The organism is Pedobacter sp. AJM (genome assembly GCF_002197755.1).
Lineage (GTDB): Bacteria > Bacteroidota > Bacteroidia > Sphingobacteriales > Sphingobacteriaceae > Pedobacter.
The window spans coordinates 181251-200874 of the sequence record NZ_NHOT01000003.1; the positions used below are offsets into that span (position 1 = coordinate 181251).

Genomic DNA, 19624 nt, shown 5'->3' on the forward strand with positions numbered 1-19624 from the left:
TGTTAACTGCCGAATGCTTTTATTTAATTACTTAAACGTTTTCGGTTAAGCGATGATAAATTTTACTATTCAGGTATTCAGCAACTGGTAGATTCCCTTTTAATCAATGTTGATTTAAGGATAATATCCTGGTTATCACCATGGCCTTTTTTATTTAAAATTTTAAACAAACAAATGGCAGCTTCACGCCCAATCTCAAAGGCGGGTTGTGTAATCGTTGTCAATGCGGGGTTGAGCAAGTGCGCCGTAGCCTGGTTAGAAAAACTGATAATTTTAATATCTTCCGGAATCCGGAACCGGAGTGCCTTACATGCCGTGTAGGCAGGAATGACAAACTCTTCTATTGATGAAAAAAGGGCATCTGGCTGATGCAGACTTAATAATGCCCTGATCTGATGCAGATTTTGTTCCTCATCATTTACATATTTAATAATCAAATTCGTATCTACCGTTAATCCCTTGGCTTCAAGGGCATCTTTGAAACCTGAAAACCTGGCTTTACCGGCAGGCAAATTTTCTAAACCATACAGATAAGCTATTTTTTTACAACCGCACTCAATTAAATGAACGGTTGCGTCGAATGAAATTTCATAATCATCAGTGGTCACATTGTAGGCATCAAGATTTTTATAAACCCGGTCAAAAAAAACCAAAGGTACTTTCTTAACCAGGTTTTTGTAGTAATCGCCATTGTATTCGCTGCTTGATACTGATGTTAAAATCCCATCTACCCTCCCATTCAGCAAACTATTAATGAAAGACATTTCCATTTCAATGTCTTCGTGGGTTTGATAAATCAGTACATGATGGCCATATTTTCTGACAATTTCTTCAATCCCCTTGATGGCGCGCGAAAAGAAATTATTCGCCACAAACGGAATGATTACGGCAATGGTTTTAGTTTTATTACTTCTTAAATTACTGGCTGCAGGATTTGGCGTATAGTTGAGCTGCTTGGCCAGATCCCAAACCCTGTTTTTTGTTTTTAAACTGATTTCGTAGCTATCATTAAGTGCCTTTGAAACAGTTGCAATAGAAATATTGAGTTCCTGTGCCAATCGCTTAATATTAACCTCTCCAGACATTCTTTATTATTTATGTTTTGTTTGATTTATTATTCAGATAGTTCCAAAATCCATTCTTGAAGTGCCGAATATGAAATGAACTTATCAGCGATAACCGGCTGAACTTCATAAAAATACTAATTCCCTTAACCTTATCTGATTTCAATTACGAAAATATAAAATAATTGTCACAATAATACTTCAACCAAAACAGGAAAGACATTATTAAAACCCACTGACTATAAGCAAACTAACCATAAATTCAACAATATTTATCTAACAATTAATTTCCTTACTAGTAGGTTTGATCTGATTTTACGTAATCGTTTAAGTAAATAAAAACCCTTGATCATGAAAATTTAAGCATTCAAAAACTCAATTTTATACCATAAAAAATTTAACCAAATCATTTCTAATCTTATGGGAAACGAAAATATAGTTTCGAAGGATGATCACAATCCTTTAAAAAACCTTGATCAATGGGAAGAAGATTTATTAGTCCGTTATCCTGATCCAACCAGCATTAATGCAGATAAAAAGGAAGATCAGTTCAGAAATTATGAAGAAACTGAAAAAGATGGTGTAAGAGAATTTTACCGGTTGAACCATACTTACCAAACCTATGATTTTGTGCAGCAGAAAAAAGCTGATTATTTGAAGTTTGATAAAGAAGAAATGCCCATCTGGAGTGCTTTTGATTTCTTAAATAAACTCGTTGATGATTCTGATCCGGATACAGATTTAGATCAGATGCAGCATCTTTTACAAACTTCTGAAGCCATACGCAATGATGGGCACCCGGACTGGATGGTTTTAGTGGGATTGATCCACGATATGGGAAAAGTACTTTGCTTATATGGTGAACCACAGTGGGCAGTGGTTGGAGATACCTTTCCGGTGGGCTGTGCCTATTCAGATAAAATTGTTTATTCAGAATTTTTCAGTGCAAATCCGGATTTTAACAATCCCGTTTATCAAACCAAACTGGGTGTATATACCCAAAACTGTGGTTTGGATCAGGTGCATATGTCGTGGGGCCATGATGAATATGTATACCACATGATGAAACCATACCTTCCGGAACAGGGATTATATATGCTTCGTTACCACTCCTTTTATGCGCAGCACCGCGAAAATGCCTATGATCATCTGATGAATGAAAAAGACCATGAGCTATTTAAATGGGTAAGGTTATTTAATCCATATGATTTGTATTCCAAAAACCCGAACCAAAAAAGCTGGGAAGAGTTAAAGCCGTATTATCAGGCATTGGTGGCAAAATACCTGCCTGCTACCATTAAATTTTAAGTAAAAAACAATATAAACAAATAAAACAAACCATTTATGAACTTAATTTTACCCTACCATGCGCATTAAAATGATCAGCTTAAAACGTAGTAGCATATTTTTGTTGCTATTTTTCATTGGGCAGTCTTTTAATATTGCATATGCTCAATCAGAGCGAAAAATCTCTGGAAATTTATTAGACAACACTAACCAACCGATTATTGGCGCTTCAGTTTCCGTAAAAGGAACGGAAAAAGTTACCTCTACAGGAGCCGGCGGTTCATTTAGCATTTCTGCTAAAACCGGCGATAAAATCCTTTTTAGTTTTTTAGGTTACCAAACAAAAGAACTTACCGTAGGTGCACCGTCAACCTATCAGGTAATGATTACCGAATCAACCGCTTCATTAACTGATGTGGTGGTAGTAGGTTATGGTAAAAGTTCAAGAAAAGCATTAACCAGCTCTATCTCTACGGTTAAAGGTGATGATTTAAATAAAGGTGCAATTAGTGATATTGGCCAGATGTTACAAGGTAAAGTACCGGGATTAAACATTACCAGAAGTGGAGATCCAAGTCAAAATGCAGCAATCATTATGCGTGGTGCATCAACCCTTCGTGAAGGTGCGCAATCGCCATTATTTGTTATTGACGGCGTAGTTGGTGCAGATATTTCTATTCTTGCGCCAGATGATATTGCTTCAATCGATGTACTGAAAGATGCTGCCGCTGCCGCTATTTATGGTAACAGGGCTGCAAATGGTGTAATTATGGTCACCACCAAAAGAGGTGTTGCAGGTGCAACACAAATTACTTACAATGGGTACTTTGGTATTGAAAACGTATCTAATCGATATGACATGATGAATGCTGATCAATTGAAGGCATTTCTGGCAAAGAACAATTCTGCCCTTACCCCAGCAAATGATAAAGGTGCCAATACCAATTGGCAAAATGAGGTTCAAAGAAGCGATGCTTTATCATATAATCATAATATCTCTTTAAGTGGAGGTACCGACAAGACTACTTACAATGCCAGCTTAAATTATTTTAAACAAGATGGAATTATTAAAACTAGTGATTTAAATAGATTTATCGGCCGCATCGGAATTGAACAAAAAGCATTAAATGATAAGTTAAAAATTGGATTGAACATTAGCAATTCTATAACCAACGCTAATCTGGTTCCGTATCGCAATACGGTACTTTCGCAAATGCTTACCTACCTGCCAACATCGCCGGTAAAGAATGCAGATGGGTCTTATTTCGATAACTTAATCCAGACCAGTTATTACAATCCGGTTTCTATGCTTGAAAACGGTAGAGAGAACTTAAAGAATAAAAATATCTTAGGGAATTTAACTGTTAACTTAAAATTACCATTCGGCTTCTCTTACGATGTTTCAGCATCATACCAGAATAGCCAAAACGTTTACGGTGCATTTTATAATAGCATTTATACTTCCAGGTATAACAATGTTAGAAATACGCCAGAGCCACCTGCAACTCCATCCTTTGTAACCTTGGTGGGTAAAGATGGTTTGGCAGTAAGAAATGCCTATCAAAACACCAATAAAATTATAGAAACGTATTTAACCTGGAATAAAAAATTTGGCGACCATGACATTAATGCCGTGGTTGGGTATTCTTATCAGCAATCGTTAAATAATGATGGTTTTCAGGCTACCTCTACAAATTTTCCAATTAACCAGGTTAGTTATAATAATTTAAGTTTGGGAAACCCGTATGCGGTAACTGATTTTAGAGTCGATTTTAATCCAAATGTAACGTATCAGGAAATTTTGATGATTTCTGATTTTGCAAGGGTAAATTATAATTATAAAAACAAATACCTCATTCAGGGATCGATCAGAAGAGATGGGTCTAATGTATTCGGAATAAATGAAACTTGGGGCTATTATCCCTCTGTTGGTGCAGCATGGAACATTGATCAGGAAAATTTCTTTAAAAACGCAGGCGTTATCAAAACCCTTAAATTGAGAGGTAGTTATGGTATTGCCGGTAACTCGCTTGGTTTTGCCCCGTTGACTACTAAACTCATTTATGGACAGGTAGGACAATTTTATTATAACGGTTCGCCAAGAGAAGGTGCCTATGGTGCAATCCAAAATGAAAACCCTGATTTAAGATGGGAAAGAACCGCTACAACCAATCTTGGCTTAGATTTCGGACTATTTAATGGCAGATTAACCGGATCAGTAGACGTGTATGATAAAAAAACAACAGACCTGATTTTGACATTTCCTGTAGATAATAACTTGTATCCAGGGCCACTTTATACTGCCAATGTGGGTAAACTGAGTAATAAAGGGATTGAAGTGGTTTTAAACGGTACACCAGTAAGCACTGATAACTTCAGCTGGACTACCGGATTTAATCTGGCACATAATCAAAATAAAATCATCACCTTATCTGATGATAGTAGATTCAATATCGAAGATCGGCTTACCGTTTCTCCTGACGGCGCAGGACAAAGTGGTGCTACCTTGCAAATACTTAAGCCAGGCCAACCAATCGGAACTTTTTTCACTTATAAATATGCAGGTAAAAATGCCAATGGTGTTTCACAGTATTATGATGCTGCAGGAAACATAAAAACACAGAACCTGCTTAATAAAACAGACTATTATATTCTTGGAAATGCACAACCGAAAGCTTTATTGGGTTGGTCAAACAATATCAGATATAAGAATTTTGATTTAAGTGTATTTATGAGAGCGGCATTAGGCGTTAAAATTATGAACGTTACACGTGCTGATTTATTCAGACCGAGCACTGCCCAATTCACCAATATTCCTGTAGAGGTTGAAAATGAGTCAACAGCTGATTTCAACTCTTATAAATATTCAAGCAGATTTATCGAAAACGGAAGCTACCTGCGTCTGGATAATGCTACACTAGGTTACACTTTTAAGAAGGGAGTTATTCCTGGTGTAAATTCTATCCGTTTGTATACTACAGCTAATAACTTGTTTGTAATTACGGGCTATAAAGGCATCGACCCGGAGATCAACCAGGGCGGTACTGCTCCAGGGGTAGATACCAATAACTTTTATCCTAAAACCAGAACATTTTTATTCGGGTTAAACGTATCATTTAATTAAAAAATACAAAAGATGAAAAATCTTATTAAATACATAGCAGGTACAGCTTTATCTCTAAGCCTGTTAACATCTTGCCATAAACTGGATTTGAAAGTGGAAACACAGCTAACGCCTGAAACATTTCCTCAAACAGACCAACACTTTATACAGCTAACCGGTCAGGTATATGTACAGCTTCGCCAAAACTGGAGTACCGATTATTTCTTTATGCAGTCCTTAAGTACTGATGAAGCGATTATGCCGGCCAGGGGCGGTAACTGGTACGATGGTGGCGTATTTGAAAACCATCATAAGCATACCTGGAATAAGGATAACGGCCATGTGAATAGTGGCTGGTCGTGGCTTTCCGCAACCATCAGTAAAGCAAATCAAAGCTTGTTCTTACTGAAAGACGCGCCTGAATCTCAGGGAAAAACAGCAGCAGTAGCAGAAGTTAGGGCTACCAGAGCCCTGGCATTTTTCATGATGATGGATTTATGGGGCAATATTCCTGTTGTAACCACTTTCGGGCAAACAACGCCGCCTGAAACCAAATCTCGCCTGGAAGTTTTCAACTTTATTGAAACAGAACTCAAAGAAGTATTGCCTAATTTAAGTAATGTTGTTGGAGCTGCTACCTATGGCCGCCCGAATAAATATACAGCCTATGCTATTCTGGCCAAAATGTACCTGAATGCAGAAGTTTATATTAATACACCAAAATACAATGAAGCGGTAGCCATGTGCGATGCCATTATTGGTGCTTCAGGTTCTCCTTATAGTTTAGAAAGCGATTTTAAAAAGATGTTCTTTATTGATAATGGGCCGCAAATCAAAGAATTTATATTCGCAATCCCTTTCGATCCGGGTTTTAGTAATGGTACCATGATTTTTTCGCGTTACTCCATGCCTCGTTCCCTACAGAAAAAATACAGCTTAAAATTTACGCCAAGTGCACCAATGAGTACCTTGCCTGAATATTATGCTAATTTCAATGATCCTAATGATAAAAGAAATGGACAATGGATAAAGGGATTGCAGACTTATTATGATGGCTCACCGGTAACAGTACCTACCACAAAAAAAGGATATGACCAATTTTATGCAGGTTCTGATGGTTCAGCTGCACTTACCTATCAGGTGAATATCACACCTGATGTTACCCTAAGAGATGCATCGAGGCCTTTTGACGCAGGAAATGATGAAATTGCCTGGAATATGGGATACAGAAATAATAAATTTTACTGTGACAGCACCTCATCCAGCAGAAACCAGAATAATGATGTACCGGTTTTCAGATATTCTGATATTTTGCTAATGAAAGCTGAAGCGATACTTAGAGGTGCATCACCTACATTAGGTCAGACTGCATTATCTTTGGTTAATCAACTAAGAGCGGTTCGTACCACATCACCAGCCTGGACATCATTAACGCTGGAAGATTTATATAAAGAACGCTGCAGAGAAATGTCGTGGGAATGCTGGCACCGGAACGATATGATTCGCTTTGGGAAATATGAAGATAAATGGGGCTTTAAAACCGATGCACAAACCTTCCATCGTTTGATGCCCATTCCAGCATCAGCTATGATCTTAAACCCTAAACTTAAACAAAATCCTGGTTACAACTAAATTTAATTTTTGATAAAGAACTTTCTCTGAAAACTATTTAGAGAAAGTTCTTCTTCATTACAGCTTATCTCAGAAAAATTACCCAAATTCATCTCTATGATTAAACGATTACTTTTCTTTTTCCCACTATTTGCCTCTGCCTTATTACAGGCACAGGTTTTAACAAAATCTCCGGCAGAAATCAATATCACAACCAAATCATTAATTAAAGAACCTGCTGCCTTAAACTTTATTGCCATGGGCGATTGGGGTCGTAATGGCGCCGATCATCAAAAACAGGTTGCTAAACAGATGGGTATGACTGCGGCTGATGTAAAAGCACAGTTTATCATCTCTACAGGTGATAATTTCTATCCCAGTGGTGTGATTAGTCCGCAGGATCCATCTTTTAAGTATTCATTTGAGGATATTTATACTGATTTTTCATTACAGTGGGACTGGTATGTAATTTTAGGTAATCATGATTATAAATCTAATCCGGACGCACAGGTAGCTTATTCAAAAATCAGCCGGAGATGGAAAATGCCCGCCCGTTACTTTGCCAAAAAATTCCCAATTAATGGCGACCTCAACAGTCAGGTTTTAGTTGCGTTTATAGATACCAATCCCCTTATTCCGGAATTTTATAAAAATGCTGAGTATGGTCCTAATGTAAAAGGTCAGGATACCACTGCGCAAAAACGCTGGCTGGCTAAAACCCTGGAAGATAAAGATCCTTCTATTAAATGGAAAATTGTGGTTGGCCATCACCCCATGTATACCGGTGGTAGCAGAACAGATGGATATGACACCAAAGCCATTAGAAGTTCGCTTAAACCGATGTTGGATCGTTATGGCGTAGATGTTTATCTTACCGGTCATGAACATAGCTTGCAATACCTTAAACCAGAAGGCAAAACACATCACTTTATATCTGGTGCAGCATCTGAAAAAACTCCGGTAAAACTAATTCCCGATGCACAAATGGTGGCTTCAGAATATGGCTTCATGTTATTTTCGGTTACCAATAACCAATTACGGGTACAAGTAATTAACGATGAAGGTTATATCATCTACAATACCCTCATCAAAAAATAATAAATGGACACTTTACCAATCACCACAGCAGTATTACCTGATCAGAAAAGCAAACGGTTAATTTCACTGGATGCATTAAGGGGTTTTGACATGTTCTGGATTGTAAGTGGCGAAGGCATTTTTCATGGATTGGCAAATGGTGTAAAAGAAAAATACGCATTGGTGCAAAACCCTAAAGATTGGACCATCGCTACAAATGAGCACCTATCTATGTTGGAGCGGATCTTAATTAATATCAGCAATCAGTTACACCATTCACCCTGGAATGGCTTTACCTTTTACGACCTTATTTTCCCGCTTTTTATTTTTATCTCGGGGGTATCCATGCCATTCTCTTATCAGAAATATTTTGACCAGAAGAAAGCAGGAAATCATTCATCAAAAGCCATCTACAAAGCTTTAATAAAGCGAACACTGATCTTAATTTTATTGGGTATCATTGTAAATGGCTTATTTAAATGGAATGGATATGAAAATACCAGGTTTGCCAGTGTACTGGCCAGAATTGGCCTATCAACATTTTTTGCAGCATTAATTTACCTCAATTTTTCACTACCTAAGCAAATCATCTGGTTTTTTTCTATTCTTATAGCCTACTATTTGATTATGGTTTACGTGCCTGTACCGCATTTTGGCGGTGGCATTTTAACCCCAGAAGGTAATCTCTCCGCCTATATAGACAGGTTGTTATTACCAGGTAAATTGCACCGGGTGGTTTATGATCCAGAAGGTTTGCTCAGTACCATCCCTGCAATCTGTTCTGCAATGATGGGTATTTTTGTTGGTACTTTTATCAAGTCTGCCTCTCCTCTTTTAAATACCTCCAAAAAGCTGGCAGGTTTATTTATTGCCGGTACTTTATGCTTAATTGCTGGCTTAGTCTGGGGATTATTCTTCCCTGTTAACAAAACCATGTGGACCAGTTCTTTTGTCCTTTTTGCAGGCGGTTGGAGTATTTTACTTTTCACCATCTTCTATTACATCATTGATGTAAAGTCACTAAAAAAATGGAGTATGCCTTTTGTTTGGATAGGTACCAATTCCATTCTCATTTATATCTGTGCACATGGCCTTTTCAATTTTGAATCTACATCACAATTTCTTTTCGGAGGACTCATCAGCGATATGCCAATGGCCTGGCAACAAGTGGGCTTATGGACAGGTGTTTTGCTTGTACAATTATTACTGTTAAAATTTCTTTACGATAAAAAGTGGTTCCTAAAAATCTAACATGAAATTAAAATTTATATTCGCTGCCTTACTTTTCATTCTGACTTCCCGCCAAGGTTGGTCGCAAAATGATGTTGAATCTGCTAAGCACTTAATTCAACGGGTACTACCTAAATTACAAAATTCCTTTATTACTGAAAGTATAGCTGCTAAGAACGGAATGGATGTTTTCGAAATAGAAAGCAGAAATAAGAAGATTATTTTAAGGGGAAGCAGTGGTGTAGCCCTGGCTTCTGCCTTTTATTATTACCTCACCGAATATGCACATTGCCAGATTACCTGGAATGGCACCAATATGAATATGCCTAAAACGCTTCCGATGGTTGCAAAAAAAGTAAGAAAAGAAACGCCTTACGAATATCGGTATTATTTGAACTACTGCACTTTTAATTACAGTATGAGCTGGTGGGATTGGGAACGATGGGAAAAAGAAATCGACTGGATGGCCTTACATGGCATTAATATGCCATTGGCGATTACTGGTGAGGAATACACCTGGTATTTACTTTACAAAGAAATGGGATTTTCGGATGAAGAGCTTAAAGGCTTTTTCACCGGGCCAGCTTATTTTTCGTGGTTTTGGATGGGTAATATAGATGGCTGGGGCGGTCCGCTTCCGGTATCATGGATGAAGAGCCACTTCGAATTGCAAAAGAAAATTTTAAACAGAGAACGTTCATTGGGAATGAAACCTGTATTACCGGCATTTACCGGTCATGTACCAGCGGCATTTAAAAATAAGTTCCCTAATGCTAAACTAAAGGCTACCAACTGGACCAATGGATTTGCTGACACGTACATTCTGGATTCAGAAGATCCGATGTTTGCGATGATTGGAAAAAAATTCCTGCAAAAACAAACAGAAATGTTAGGTACCGATCACCTCTACTCTGCAGATACTTTCAACGAAAATGAACCGCCATCTGCCGAACCTGAATTTTTGAGTAAGTTAAGCGCCAGAATATATGATGGCATGTCGGCAGCAGATCCGAAAGCTGTTTGGGTAATGCAGGGATGGCTTTTTTACAGTGATAGAAAATTTTGGAAAGAGGCACAAACAGAAGCACTCTTAAAAGCTGTTCCAAATGACAAGATGATTCTGCTTGATCTGGCAACAGAAATAGAACCGGTTTGGAAACGCACAGCAGGGTTTTATGGCAAGCCCTGGATCTGGAATATGCTCCATAATTTTGGTGGAAACACTAACCTGTTTGGTAGAATGGATGTAGTGGCCACTGCTCCGGCCCAGGCCCTAAATGATCCAAAGAGTGGGAAGATGAAGGGAATTGGCCTAACGATGGAAGGCATTGAGCAAAACCCTGTCCTGTATGAACTGATGATGGAAAATACCTGGCAATCCACTCCTATTGATTTGAATACCTGGTTACCAAAATTCGTGTTCAATAGATACGGAAACAAAAACCCCAATGCCTTAAAAGCCTGGGGAATTTTAAGAAAAACAGTATATACCGTTCCTGAAAATAAATACATAAGGGATGGTGCGGAATCCATTATCCAGGCCAGGCCGACTTTTGATTCACTTACGCGCTGGGCCAAAACAACACTCAATTATAATGAGCGTGATTTATTACCAGCCTGGGATGAGTTTGTAAAAGCAGCACCAACATGTAAACAAAGCGATGGTTTTCAATATGATATTGTGGATGTAACCCGCCAGGTAATGGCCAATTATGCACTTTCAGTTCAAAGAAAAGTGGTTGATGCTTACCTGAACAAAGACCTTAAAAAGTTTAATGCGGAAAGCCAAAACTTTCTTCAGCTTATTACAGATATGGATAAACTACTCGCCACCAGAAAGGATTTCCTGCTTGGACCATGGGTAAGCGAAGCCAGAAAATGGGGTACGAATCCGGAAGAAAGGGCACGGTATGAATTCAACGCTAAAGACTTGATCACGCTTTGGGGCGATAAGAAAAGTCCGCTTAATGAATACGCCTGCAGGCAATGGAGCGGATTATTAAATGATTTCTATAAACCACGATGGGAACTTTTCTTTAACCGTGCAGTAAAATCATTAAATGAAAAAACAACTTTAGACCTTAAAAAATTTAACGAAGAGGTAAGTGATTGGGAATGGAAATGGGTAAACCAGAGAAAAGATTATTCCGTTCAACCTATCGGTAACCCGGTAAATACTTCAATTGAAATGTACCAGAAATACCGTAAGTTAATGGCTATAGCACATCAATAACCTCATTTTCCTTTGTAATTTAACCCATTAAAAAAAGATACCGTATTGAATACCATGATAAAAAAACATCGCACTAAATACGGTATCAATATCCTTTTAATAGTTTTCTTACAGGTTATCTTTTTGAGCTATTTCTCTTATAGCCAAACGCCATCTCTTGTAAAGTATGTACAACCATTTTCAGGTACTTCAGCCAGTACCACATTGGCCAGTCAACATATCGAAGATAAAACGGAAAGGTTAGCGAATACCATACCCGCGGTTGCGCCTCCATTCGCCATGACCCAGTGGACGCCGCAAACACAGCTTACAGAAACAAAATGCCTTGCACCCTATTATTATAACAACAGGAAAATTTACGGATTCAGGGCTACACACTGGATTAGTGGTTCCTGTACGCAAGATTATGGAAGTTTCACGATCATGCCCACCTCAGGCCGACTAAAAACCAGGTGGAATGAGGTGGCTGATAATTACAGCCATCAAAATGAAGTGGCTAGGCCTGATTATTACAGCATTATTTTGCCAAAACATCAGCTTAAAACCGAAATTACAGCTACCCTTCGCAGTGGCGTAATGAGGATTACCGCACTAAAAACTGACAGTGTTTATATTTTAATCAGCCCGAACAGTGATCAACATAAAGGATTTATTAAAATTGATCAGAAAAAAGGTGAAATCTCAGGTTATAATCCGGTGCACCGGATTTATCAGGGTTGGGGACAACCCGCCGGCTTCAGTGGATATTTCTTTATTCAGATTAAAAGGACATTCACAGTAAGTGGCACCTATACTGAAGGAGCGGTTTCAAATCAGCCATCCATCGGCAATAAAAAAGATATTGGCGTATTCGCCGGGTTTAAACTTCAAAAGGGCGAAGAACTCGTAATTTACTCAGGAACCTCATTTACCGGCATTGCAGCGGCAAAGGCAAACCTCCAAAAAGAAATCAATTCTGCTGGTTTTGAAGCGGTAAGAAAAAACACCAAAGCAGTTTGGGAAAAATCTTTAGCGCAAGTTAAAATCAATGACAGCAATGAAAAAAAGAAGAGAATCTTTTATACGGCTTTGTATCATGCCCAGCAACATCCAAGGCTTTTTAATGATGTTGATGGCACCTATCCCCGCTTTGCAGGCAACTATCAGACAGAACAGCTAAATAAAGGCAGCTACTACGATGACTTTTCCATGTGGGATATTTACCGGGCACAATTACCGCTGGTTGAATTGCTCCATCCCGAACTGGCCAGTTCTTTTGTCAATTCATTAATATTGAAGGGAAGTCAAGGCGGATGGCTTCCTATTTTCCCCTGTTGGAATAGCTATACTGCCGCCATGATCGGCGATCATAGCACGGCCTTTATTGCTTCGGCTTATCAAAAAGGGATCAGGGATTATGATGTAAAAGAAGCCTATCGTTTAATGCGGCAAAATGCTTTTGAAATGCCGGATTCTGCAGATTACCTGAATGGTAAAGGCCGACGCGGTATCAACAGCTATCTAAAATATGGCTACATTCCAATGGAAGACAGTATTCCCCATGCTTTTCACAAAAAGGAGCAGGTAAGCAGAACACTGGAATATGCTTATGATGATTATGCACTTGCCACAATAGCGAAAGACTTAGGAAAGGTAAATGATTATAATTTACTGGCCAAAAGATCATTAAACTATCAAAATATTTTTGATAATGAAGTTGGAATGGTGAGAGGTAAATACAGCGATGGCAATTGGTACAAACCCTATCTTCCCGATCACCGTGAACCTTATATTACAGAAGGAACACCCAGGCAATACACCTTTTATGTACCTCATGATATGCCCGGATTAATCTCGCTGATGGGTGGCAAAAAAAGTTTAGAAAACGAACTGGATTCTATTTTTTTAAAGAAAGAATACTGGCACGGAAATGAACCCGGACATCAGATTCCGTTTTTATATAACTATACCTCTAGTCCCTGGAAAACACAGAAACAGGTGTCCAGAATTTTGGATGAAGAATATGATGAAGGTGCAGGCGGTTTAAGTGGAAATGATGATGCAGGACAAATGTCAGCATGGTATGTATTTGCATCATTGGGATTTTACCCTGTGGATCCGGTTTCCGGGATGTATCAAATCACCAGTCCTTCTTTTAATCAAATGATCATTTCCTTCGATACAGGTAAAAAATTAAATATTAAAACGGTAAGATCAACCCAAAATGCCATTTACATTTCGAAGATTATGTTAAATGGAAAAATCATGCGCAAAAATGAGATCACGCATCAACAATTAGTAAGTGGAGGTTTCCTGACTTTTTACCTCCGGGAAAAGCCAACATTGTCAAAATAACGGATCAGTATTATTTATGGAATCAGGTGAATGAAATATTTTGATCAGGTGCGATTATATTTCCAAAATCATTACTTTTGCAAAAAATACCCGAAATGAGTATAGGATTATCAGAACAAGAAATATTACGACGTGAATCATTAAAACAATTACGTCAGTTAGGTATAGAGCCTTATCCGGCAGAGGCTTACGACATTAATGTAACTGCCGCAGATATTTTAGCAAACTACGAAAAAGATAAAACTGCTTATAAGACGGTAAGTTTAGCGGGCCGGATTATGGGCCGTAATATCATGGGTGCTGCATCCTTCGCTGAAATACAGGATTCAACGGGCCGTATCCAGGTTTATTTAAAAAGAGACGAACTTTGTCCGGATGAGGATAAAACCTTATATAATACCGTATTTAAAAAGTTATTGGATATTGGAGATTTTATCGGTGTAAAAGGCTATGTGTTTACCACCCAAACCGGAGAAATTTCTATACACGTAACCGAATTTAAGGTTTTAGCTAAATCCTTGCGCCCATTACCGATTGTAAAACGTGATGATGCCGGAAACGTATACGATGGTTTCACCAATCCTGAATTGCGTTACCGCATGCGCTACGTCGATTTAACGGTAAACCCGGATTACAAACAAATCTTCATCAAGCGCAGTAAGGTGATTAACTCGATGCGTAATTATTTCGATAATCAAGGCTGGATGGAAGTGGAAACACCTATTTTACAGCCCATTCACGGTGGTGCTGCCGCACGTCCTTTTGCCACACACCACAATACTTTGGATATGCCGCTCTATTTGCGTATTGCAAATGAATTGTATTTAAAGAGATTAATTGTTGCTGGTTTTGATGGTGTTTATGAATTCGGGAAAATGTTCCGTAATGAAGGAATGGACCGCACACATAATCCAGAGTATACTTCTATGGAAATTTATGTAGCCTATAAGGATTATATCTGGATGATGGCTATGGTAGAAGAATGTTTAGAAAAAGTAGCTATTGCTACCAATGGATCTGCTGTGGTTAAAGTGGGCGAAAATGACATCAACTTTGAAGGCCCATACGAGAAGCTTACCATGTATGAATCCATTCAGAAATATACCGGTATAGATGTTTCTGCCATGACGGAACATGAACTTATTCAAACCTGCAAAGATTTAGACATTGAAACTGATTCTACTATGGGTAGAGGCAAGTTAGTCGATGAAATTTTCAGTGCTAAGGTTGAGGCCAATTTAATTCAGCCAACCTTCATTACTGATTATCCTATTGAGATGACCCCGTTGGCTAAAAAACACCGTTCAGCTGAAGGTTTGGTAGAGCGTTTTGAGATATTTGTAAATGGTAAAGAAATTGGCAATGCCTATTCAGAATTAAATGATCCCATTGATCAGAGAGAACGTTTTGAGGATCAGTTAACACTTGCTGATCGTGGTGATGCTGAAGCCATGGCCATGGATGATGATTTTGTTCGTGCACTGGAATATGGGATGCCCCCTACCTCAGGTTTAGGTTTTGGTATCGATCGTATTGTGATGTTAATGACCAATCAGAGTACCATTCAGGAAGTATTGTTCTTCCCGCAAATGCGCCCGGAGAAAAAGAAAATTGAGATGACTGCTGAGGAAACAGAACTTTACTCACTGATCAATGAAGATGAGCAACATCTTTTAACAGATATTAAAAGTAAGTTAGCCGACTGGAGCAACAAGAAATGGGATACTACTTTAAAAGCATTAACTTCAAAAGGTATTTTAAAAGTAACTAAAACAGATGATGGTTTATTCCTTTCACATAAATAAACGTATACCATGAGGTAATGCATCTTAACAAAAACATAACATAAAATTAAAAGGCTTGCTAACAACTGTTTAGCAGGCCTTTTATATATTTACGGCAATTGATAACTAAATCACTGCCATATGAATACTTCAAGTTTAGAAATTAACGAAAGAGAATATTGCATCAAACTAAGTAAAGATGCATTTGATCTAACTTTGGTACGCCAACTGATCAAGAGAATCCAGGCTGAAGCCTTATTTTTCTCCAGAACACAGCATGACGATGACGATATCTTAAGCAAAAGATCTCAGAGAGAAGAGCTGGAAGGCTATGATAACCTAGATGATAAATAAGTTAAAGGTTTCGGGTTACAAGTTCTGGTTAAAATCTTAAAATATGAGCTGAACCTAAACGTGCACCTTTTAACCTTTAACTTTGAATGATTTTAGTTTTAGTCGATATCTAAAGATCCTTCTACTGAATCATCCATTGTTTTTCCGGTTACTACAGAGGCTGCCATTTTTAAGAAAGCAACAGCAGCACCGTTTTTCGTATCCCAATAATAACCTTCAGAAGGAATAACTTTGATCAGGGTAATATTTGGATCTTCTTTTCCACCCTGAAACCAGGTTTTAAGTAGCGGAGTCCATAACTCATCTATTTTCGCCTGGTCTCTGCTGATCTCTGAAATTCCGTAAATATTCACGAAGCCAGAATGTGCGCCAGCCTGAAATAAAAGGTGCGTAAACGGATCAGATGAAATTTCATCATTTTTATGACTATCCTTTAAACTCATGAACCAAAGGTTGCCTTCGTCGTCAACCTGCTGAATGGCCATAGGCCTTACTGATAGAGGCACCCCCGTTTTGATATTGGTACAGAAAAAACAACTCTCTGCCTTCTCTGCGAGGTTTCTAAGTTTTTCAACAGCTTCTTTTCCCCCTAAATCCTGAATGTTATCTTCTTCCTGAGTATGATTAGTACTTCCTTCTTGTGATGTTGCCATAGATATATATTTTCTATAGACTACAAAATATTTTTTGATTTGGTTTTAACTATTTCAGAAATGAACTTGAATCAAAATCTTTTATATCCCTCGCCCGTCCTCCTCATCTGGATTCAGAATCTTTTATCCGAAGGGTATGTATACTCCTTTTAAAGAACAAGTAATTGCAGCAATCCGGGGATTTAGTGCCGTGAGTGAACGAGCATCCAAATTCCACAGGTTAGAGATACTTCATAACAGCAAACTTGTGCTAACAAGCTTTATGATATGAAATTGCAAATAGAATCCCAAATCCTTAACATCAAACACACTAAACCTCTTCCACAGAAAGCACTCTCTTAGCCAGTTTACCCACCGTTAAACCTTGCACAATGATAGAGAATACCACTACAAAATAAGTTATCCCTACCAACAAAGGCTTATACGGGCCTTCATCCATAGATAAAACCAAAGCAATGGAAACCCCTCCTCGCAAACCTCCCCAAACCAAAACCTTAATGGTACCGCTGCTAAATTTATTTTTAAACGGAATAAGCACCACCGGAATATAAATAGATAAGAACCTGGAAAACAACACAATGATGATACAACATAAACCAATTAACCAATAGTCGGTAATGTTATGAATAATCAGCAGTTCGAATCCGATAAACAGGAATAAAATGGCATTCAAAATCTCATCGATCAGTTCCCAGAATTTGTTAAGGTAATCTTTTGTAACGGCAGACATGGCGGTTCTCTTTCCATAGTTACCAATTACAATCCCAGCGGCAACCATGGTTAAAGGCCCTGAAATATGAATGGAATGGGCAATGAGGTAACCACCCATCACCACTGAAAGGGTGATTAATACCGAAACTTTATAATCATCAATTTTCCGCATGGCATTGGAAGCCCCTAAACCTAAAATAGTTCCTAAAGCAAAGCCGCCCAAGGCTTCCTTAATTAATAACCATGAAATATTGGTCGCGCTGATATCAATATCACTGCCCTGTGCCAGTTGAAGGATTACAGCAAAAATTACTACAGCCACCCCGTCATTAAATAAAGATTCTCCAGCAACTTTTGTTTCCAGTGACTTACGCACATTGGCATCTTTAAGCACACCCATTACGGCAATAGGATCAGTTGGGGAAATAAGCGCACCAAACAATAAGGAATAAATGAAAGGAATTTTAAAACCGAAGAACGGCGCAATATAAAAAACCAATGCACCGACAGCAAAGGTTGAAATCACAACACTTACCGTTGAGAATATAATCACCGGTGCCCTTTGCTCCCTTAAATCAACCAGGTTAATATGAATGGCACCGGCAAATAACAAAAAGTTTAACATTGCCCCCATTAACACCTCCGTGAAGTCAACATCCTGAAGCAATGTAGAAAAATGATCGAAAGTTTTCGGAAATAAACTACCCGTTAAAACCAATACAATTGAACTGATCATCGCAATGATCATAATTCCGATGGTAGATGGAAGTTTGAGGTATCGGAGATTTAGATAAGAAAAAAATGATGCTAAAACAATAAGCACCGAAAAGGAGTAATATAATTCCATAATTTGATTGAGTACCGGTAAAACCCCAAAATATTAAATAATTTCGACTCGTCTAAAATTATTTTTAGATTATGACATCAATAAGCCGTTTATAAACATAAAAAAAGGAGCCAAATACATTTGGCTCCCTTAATCTTGATATAATATCAATTAACGATAACGAACTTGTTGCTGTTTGTCCATCATGCCCATCTGATCTTTCATTTGTTTAATCTGATCGGCCAATAACTTATTCTTATCGGCCTTTTTAGCTTCAGCAAGATAAAGTGTTGCTTCACGTTTATTACGTTTAGCCATCGCAATTCCGGCCAGGCTCAATTTAGCCAATGCAATGTTGTGATCCATCTGCATCCCTAAGCTTAAAGCTGTTTTAAAGTATTTTTCAGATTTCATTGGCGATGTTCTGCTTTCAATTAAACCCACCAATAAATTGTAATATCCATGCTGAACTTTAATTAACTGCCTTTCATAATTGGTAATCCGGTCCAAAAACATTTTTGCTTTAGGCATATTGTCTTTTCTTAAAAACCATTGTGCCAATAACATGTTTTCATTAAAGAAATAAGTTACCAATACGATTAGGCCTAATAAAATAGAAACGATGCCCCAAGGCCAGAAACCAAAAACAAATAAAGCTACTGCGCCACCCAGTAAAGCAAACCCCGCAATTAATCTGATAATATTTGGCATAAATTTTATTCTAATTATTTTTTTTTTGCAAATATCGTTTTTAAATGGCAGAAATTAGTTTTTAAAATAATAATTTCATTAAAAATTTCACTCATACAACAATTCTCCTCTTTAACATGAAAAAACTCTTCACTATTATATTAATCATATCCGCAATGAATGTTTCCGCACAAGAAATAAATAAAAAAATACATGATCAGGTTCACAATAAAGATATTCTGATTAATGCCTGCACCCGGGATGGCATGGTTACCTTTCCGGAATTTAAAGAGATGTACGAACCATTGTATGCAGCATATACCCCAGACGCTGCTACCATGATTGAATTAAAAAAGCTGGTTAAAAAGGAAAAAATAAAAATCGTTTTTGGTACCTGGTGTGGAGACAGTAAGGTAAATGTTCCAAACTTTTTGAAGATCATGGATGCGTTACATGTTAAAGAAAAGAATATTGAATTTATTGCGGTTGACGGAAATAAGAAAGCTGAAAATGGAATCATAGATGGTTTGGATATTAAAATGGTTCCTACATTTATTATTTATGATCAAAAAGGAATAGAATTGGGCAGAATTGTTGAAGGTCCGAAAACAACACTCGAAGGAGATTTATTGGCTATTTACAAAAAGAAATCATAAACTATTTCAAT

The 19624-nt window shown here is 37.9% G+C and carries 14 protein-coding genes; 10 read left to right on the forward strand and 4 right to left on the reverse strand.

Features of this window, described 5'->3' with window-relative positions:
- Positions 1 to 77: 77 nt before the first annotated feature.
- Entirely contained in the window at positions 78 to 1085 is a 1008-nt protein-coding gene (locus tag CBW18_RS06645) for a LacI family DNA-binding transcriptional regulator (protein WP_088300527.1), read from the reverse strand.
- Positions 1086 to 1484: 399 nt separating this feature from the next.
- Between CBW18_RS06645 and CBW18_RS06650 the strand changes: the two genes are divergently transcribed.
- From CBW18_RS06650 to CBW18_RS06690, 9 genes are all read left to right on the forward strand, one after another.
- Positions 1485 to 2372, forward strand: coding sequence for an inositol oxygenase family protein (locus CBW18_RS06650; protein ID WP_088300528.1), 888 nt, complete (start codon positions 1485 to 1487; stop codon positions 2370 to 2372).
- Positions 2373 to 2472: 100 nt separating this feature from the next.
- Positions 2473 to 5475 carry a TonB-dependent receptor gene (locus CBW18_RS06655; RefSeq protein ID WP_216359204.1) on the forward strand — a complete coding sequence of 1001 codons (3003 nt, stop codon included), beginning with the start codon at positions 2473 to 2475 and terminating at the stop codon, positions 5473 to 5475.
- Positions 5476 to 5487: 12 nt separating this feature from the next.
- A complete protein-coding gene (locus CBW18_RS06660; protein WP_088300530.1) occupies positions 5488 to 7086 on the forward strand; it encodes a RagB/SusD family nutrient uptake outer membrane protein in 1599 nt (532 codons plus the stop codon).
- A gap of 96 nt (positions 7087 to 7182) precedes the next feature.
- On the forward strand, positions 7183 to 8163 hold the full coding sequence (locus tag CBW18_RS06665; RefSeq protein ID WP_088300531.1) for a tartrate-resistant acid phosphatase type 5 family protein: 981 nt from the start codon (positions 7183 to 7185) through the stop codon (positions 8161 to 8163).
- A 3-nt stretch (positions 8164 to 8166) separates the two neighbouring features.
- A complete protein-coding gene (locus CBW18_RS06670) occupies positions 8167 to 9393 on the forward strand; it encodes an acyltransferase family protein (RefSeq protein WP_088300532.1) in 1227 nt (408 codons plus the stop codon).
- 1 nt (position 9394) lies between these two features.
- Positions 9395 to 11605, forward strand: a complete 2211-nt coding sequence (locus tag CBW18_RS06675; RefSeq protein WP_088300533.1) for an alpha-N-acetylglucosaminidase — start codon at positions 9395 to 9397, stop codon at positions 11603 to 11605.
- Positions 11606 to 11659: 54 nt separating this feature from the next.
- Positions 11660 to 13939: a GH92 family glycosyl hydrolase gene (locus CBW18_RS06680; RefSeq protein ID WP_088300534.1), complete on the forward strand. Its 2280-nt coding sequence runs from the start codon at positions 11660 to 11662 to the stop codon at positions 13937 to 13939.
- Positions 13940 to 14034: 95 nt separating this feature from the next.
- Positions 14035 to 15744 carry a lysine--tRNA ligase gene (lysS, locus tag CBW18_RS06685; protein WP_088300535.1) on the forward strand — a complete coding sequence of 570 codons (1710 nt, stop codon included), beginning with the start codon at positions 14035 to 14037 and terminating at the stop codon, positions 15742 to 15744.
- A gap of 120 nt (positions 15745 to 15864) precedes the next feature.
- Positions 15865 to 16077, forward strand: a complete 213-nt coding sequence (locus CBW18_RS06690; RefSeq protein WP_088300536.1) for a hypothetical protein — start codon at positions 15865 to 15867, stop codon at positions 16075 to 16077.
- Positions 16078 to 16175: 98 nt separating this feature from the next.
- On the opposite strand, the gene CBW18_RS06695 is transcribed toward CBW18_RS06690, so the two are convergent.
- The 3 genes from CBW18_RS06695 to CBW18_RS06705 all read right to left on the reverse strand — a co-directional run bounded on the left by CBW18_RS06695 (position 16176) and on the right by CBW18_RS06705 (position 18978).
- Positions 16176 to 16730: a pyridoxamine 5'-phosphate oxidase family protein gene (locus CBW18_RS06695; protein ID WP_088300537.1), complete on the reverse strand. Its 555-nt coding sequence runs from the start codon at positions 16728 to 16730 to the stop codon at positions 16176 to 16178.
- Positions 16731 to 17040: 310 nt separating this feature from the next.
- Entirely contained in the window at positions 17041 to 18288 is a 1248-nt protein-coding gene (locus tag CBW18_RS06700) for a sodium:proton antiporter (protein ID WP_029284363.1), read from the reverse strand.
- 150 nt (positions 18289 to 18438) lie between these two features.
- Positions 18439 to 18978, reverse strand: coding sequence for a DUF2892 domain-containing protein (locus CBW18_RS06705; RefSeq protein WP_088300538.1), 540 nt, complete (start codon positions 18976 to 18978; stop codon positions 18439 to 18441).
- Positions 18979 to 19094: 116 nt separating this feature from the next.
- Between CBW18_RS06705 and CBW18_RS06710 the strand changes: the two genes are divergently transcribed.
- Positions 19095 to 19613 (forward strand): thioredoxin family protein, encoded by a 519-nt coding sequence (locus CBW18_RS06710; protein WP_088300539.1) that lies wholly within the window; start codon positions 19095 to 19097, stop codon positions 19611 to 19613.
- Positions 19614 to 19624 lie beyond the last annotated feature (11 nt).